Below are 2,413 nucleotides of genomic sequence, written 5' to 3'. Positions count from 1 at the left end.
CCGCGGCGAGTCCTTCGACCGCCTGCGGGTCCGATCCGGGGCCCGCCGAGCGTGATAGGTGGACTCCGTACTTCGCGGCGTTCAGGTCGGCTACGGTCACCACCCGGTCCGGGCTTCCCGTGAGGTCCACCAGATCGGGCAGCGAGCCGGATCCGGCGCAGTCCAGGACGACGTCGACTCCGTCCGGTGCCAGGGCGGTGACCCGCTCGCCCAACCCGGGGCCGTAGGTGGTCGGTGTCGCTCCCAGCCCCGTGATGAACTCGTGGTTGCGTGCGCTGGCCGTGCCGAGGACGGTCGCGCCGCGGGCCGCCGCGAGTTGGATGGCGACCGTGCCGACCCCGCCGGCCGCGCCCTCGATCAGCAGGGTCGTGCCGGTGCCGACCTTCAGCCGGTCGAGGGCGCGCGTGGCGGTCTCGACGTTCGCGGCCGCGCCGCCGGCCTGCTCCCAGCTCAGCGCGTCCGGCTTCAGCGCCCAAGCTGTCAGGACGGCGTACTCGGCGTTCGCGCCGCCGAGCTCCGCGAGATCGACGATGCCGAAGACCGCGTCGCCCGGCCGGATACCGGGGACCCCTGTGCCGACCTCGTCGACCACACCCGCGGCATCCACGCCGAGCACGTGGGGCAGGCGCAGCGGCATCATGTCGCGGAATCGGCCTGAGCGCAGGTAGCAGTCGCCGGGAGTGACGCCCGAAGCCTGTACGGCCACCCGGATGTGGCCCGGTCCCGCGTGTGGTTCCGGTACGTCGGCGATCTCAAGGACGCTTGCGGGACCGTACTCCGCGAAGATCAGTGCTCTCATGGCAACGGACGCTATCGGAACACCCCGTCCGTTTAGCTAAAGTGAGAGCGGTGGAGAACCGTTTGCCTCACTCCCTGCGCTCCGATGCCCGGGACAACCGCGAGCGCATCCTCGCCGTGGCCCGCACGACGTTCGCCGAGCAGGGGCTGGACGTGGCGATGCGCGAGATCGCGCGGCGTGCCGAGGTCGGCCCCGCGACCCTCTACCGGCACTTCCCGACCAAGGAGGCGCTGGTCACCGAGGTCTTCACCGAGCAGATGGCGGCCTGCACCGCCATCGTCGACGAGGGGCTGGCCGATCCGGACCCATGGCGCGGCTTCTGCCGGATGATCGAGCGGGTGTGTGAACTGCACGCACGGGACCGGGGCTTCTCCGCGGCGTTCGTCTCGGCATTCCCCCATGCGATCGACTTCGCCGCGGACCGGGAGCGGGCGCTGGGCAAGGTCGCCGAACTTGCGCGCCGGGCCAAGGCGGGGGGCAAGCTGCGCCCGGACTTCGTCCTGGACGACCTGATCATGGTGCTCATGGCCAACGGCGGCATCCGGACCACCTCGCCGGCCGCCGCGGCGGCCGCCTCCCGGCGCTTCGCCGCGCTGCTGATCCAGGGCATGCGGACCGAGCCGGCCATCCCGCCGCCGCCCCCGGCGGTCCGGCTGCCGATGGCGGTTGTGACCTAGTGGCGCATCAGGCAGCGGGCATAGTATGGGCGGTCGCCGTCCCGTCTTCGTGATCCCAGCTATCGTCGATCACCAGCACCCCGCTTCCATGCGGCGCGGTCACCGGATCGGCCAGCAGCAACTCCAGCCGTCGCGCGTTGACCTGCACCGGATCCCAGCACGACTCCGACAAGATGAACTGCAGGCGCTGCACGGCCGGCTGCTGCGCCCCGGCCACTGGTTCAACCCCGGCCAAGGCCGCCAGCGTCTTGTTGCGATCACGCGGGGCCAACAGCCCGGTCAGGCACTCCCGAAACCCAGCTGGACCCGCCAGTACCTCGGTCACATCGAGGAATCCCGGCGCCGTTTCGACTGACCTCCCGCTTCAGGAAGCGCCGGATGCCAGTTCTGCGCGGTAGGCGAGGACGGCCGCCTGGACGCGGTCGCGCAGGCCGAGGTTGGTCTGTCGGTCACGCCCGTCATCCTCTCAACGAACGGTGTCCGGAGGATTTCTTGAAGCCATAGGAGCGGTCCGCGCGGGGCGACGACGCACAGACGGCGCCACTCAACGTAACCCCGGTCACCCGCAGCTACTTTTCCCGTATCGCCAGTGGGCCCCGAGCGGAGGCCGTCCGCGCCCTCTCGGCCTTGTTCGATCTTGCTCAGGTGGTATCGAAGGCCTCACTTCGGCGAGAACGCGCGAGCCGCCGACACCTCAACCGTCGGCGGCAAGGCGGTCCAGCCACTCCCTCAGCAGATGCTGCTCCGCGCTGCTGAGGGTCGTCTGTTCAGGCAGTGCGGCGCGCAAGGCACGGGCGGCGCCTGCCGGGCCCGCGTCCTGCACGGCCGGCCGTTGGTTGGTGACGGCGGCGACCATGGACTCCCGCAGCGCGGTCAATAGAGCCTGGTTGCGCCGGTCCTTGGGCAGGGACAGCCAGGTGAGCACTGCGCCGCGCGC

At 70.8% G+C, this 2,413-nt stretch carries 3 protein-coding genes and 1 pseudogene; 1 reads left to right on the top strand and 3 read right to left on the bottom strand.

The features are described from left to right. A partial coding sequence (locus DAT37_RS26050) for an NADP-dependent oxidoreductase (RefSeq protein ID WP_109527517.1) occupies positions 1-799 on the bottom strand: 799 nt, incomplete at its 3' end. 50 nt (positions 800-849) lie between these two features. On the opposite strand from DAT37_RS26050, the gene DAT37_RS26045 reads away from it, so the two are divergent. Then, the gene (locus DAT37_RS26045; RefSeq protein WP_109527516.1) at positions 850-1,476 is read left to right on the top strand and encodes a TetR/AcrR family transcriptional regulator; all 627 of its coding nucleotides are present in this window, start codon (positions 850-852) and stop codon (positions 1,474-1,476) included. A gap of 7 nt (positions 1,477-1,483) precedes the next feature. Here DAT37_RS26045 and DAT37_RS26040 read toward each other — a convergent pair whose 3' ends face one another. Further along, positions 1,484-1,801 (bottom strand): transposase, encoded by a 318-nt coding sequence (locus DAT37_RS26040; RefSeq protein WP_232839999.1) that lies wholly within the window; start codon positions 1,799-1,801, stop codon positions 1,484-1,486. Between the two features lie 369 nt (positions 1,802-2,170). After that, positions 2,171-2,413 (bottom strand): annotated as a pseudogene (locus DAT37_RS26035) (TetR family transcriptional regulator); the annotation flags it as partial.

Origin of the sequence: Nocardia aurea (assembly GCF_003123685.1) — a bacterium.
GTDB classification, from domain to species: domain Bacteria; phylum Actinomycetota; class Actinomycetes; order Mycobacteriales; family Mycobacteriaceae; genus Nocardia; species Nocardia aurea.
Note: the sequence above shows the minus strand (reverse complement) of the source record. Positions and strands in the feature narration are given on the sequence as shown.